Annotated in this window: 1 protein-coding gene; it reads right to left on the bottom strand. The window is 70.4% G+C overall.

All coding sequences use genetic code 11. From position 1 onward, the window contains the following. Positions 1–18 precede the first annotated feature (18 nt). Positions 19–1,362, bottom strand: coding sequence for an IS701 family transposase (locus tag ACLQ2S_RS27100; RefSeq protein WP_425703804.1), 1,344 nt, complete (start codon positions 1,360–1,362; stop codon positions 19–21). Between the last annotated feature and the right edge of the window lie 149 nt (positions 1,363–1,511).

The following is a 1,511-nucleotide window of genomic DNA, read 5'->3' as shown; positions in this document are numbered from 1 at the left end:
TACGGCAGCCGCCAATTGCTAGCTGACCAGGGTGTAGTCCCTGCTTAGCCGTGCGCGTTGGTGGAACCAGCGGGCGCGGGCTTGGTGCCGGCGTCGCCAGGTGAGCCAGTGCGTGTCGTGGTCGGGCGGCTGCGGGTGCTGGAGGGCGGTGGCGAGTATCCGCTTGACCTCGGGCACGGTCAGCGGGATCAGTCCGGGGTCGGGCGGTGGCGGCTGGTCTGGTGTGTTCGGCGGTGGTGCCTGGGTGTCGGTGCGGTCGGCGAGGTGGGCGGCGGTGACCGCGCAGACCGCGAGGGCGGCCATGACCAGCACGGTGTGACGCTGGATCGCGGTGTAGAGGCGGGCCTGGCACTGGTCCAGGCCGAAGTGGTCCTTGCCGAACTCGAAGTCTTCCTGGACCGGCCAGCGCAGCCCGGCGGCGCGGATCAGCGTCGTCTTGGTCAGGATCTGCCCCTCGGGCACATGGCAGTAGTGGAAGGCCAGCTCACCGGTGCGCAGGTGGCGGCGCACGAGCAGATGGTGGCGCGGTGAGGCGGTGGCGATCCACGCCCAGGCGTACCAGCGTTGTCCCTTCGACCCCGCCCCTGCCGAGCGGACCTCCCACCCGCGGTTGTCCCCGGCCAACTGGGTGACGGCCTGCGCGCAGGTCAGCCTGTCACCCGAGGGCAGTTCGACCATGAAGGTGGAGGCGACCCGCAGCACGTACGCCTGCCCGCGAGTCTCGAAGAACTCCCGCAACTGTGTGCAGTTGCCGTACACCTCGTCGCCGCAGGCGACGTCGAAACGCAGCCCGTCGGCGTACGCGTCCGCGCAGATGTCGATGGCCAACTGGCCCTTGGTGCGGAACTCCAACCCGGCCGGCAGTCCCATGCCAGCCGCAGCCTGCGGGTCGGTGATCTGCTCGGCCGGGATCCACTGACGCGCCCCGATCAACGCGTGCCCGATCCGCTCCCGCACATACGACAGGTGCACCGTGTTGATCCCGTTCGCGACCCTGCCCGCGCACCCCATGTACTGCCGCTTCACCCCGGCCGTCGCGACGCCCTGCTTCGGCTGACCCGTCTCGTCCAACGCCCCGACGACCAGGCCACGCCGCCGCCGACGGCTCGCCGCCTCGTCCAGACCGGCAGCGGCGAACCGCCGCACCTGACTCATCGCGGCCGTCGTGTCCCACACTGCCCGGTTCAACAGCCGCTGCGTGCGGTCCGGCGTGGCGTCCCCGACCTGCTCGGCGATGCTCCACCCGTTGCGCTTCGGCACCTGGCTGACCAGCGCCGACACGTACCGGCCCGCATGCTGCCACGTCTGCGTCCGCACGAAACACGACCGCAGCCGCTCCAACAGGCCCGCCCGCGCCCGCACCGCCCGCCCAGCCGCTACCCTGGCAGCAGCAGCCGCCCTCGATCTTGTAGTTCTCACAAACACATGATCAACAGGGCGGCTGCGTCCACTTCGCACGCCCCACCACCGCATCCTGCCAGGTCAGACCGCCAATGGCGGCTGCCGTACTA

It is taken from the genome of Micromonospora sp. DT48, assembly GCF_049844495.1.
Lineage (GTDB): Bacteria > Actinomycetota > Actinomycetes > Mycobacteriales > Micromonosporaceae > Micromonospora.
This window is presented reverse-complemented; position numbering and strand designations above follow the sequence as displayed.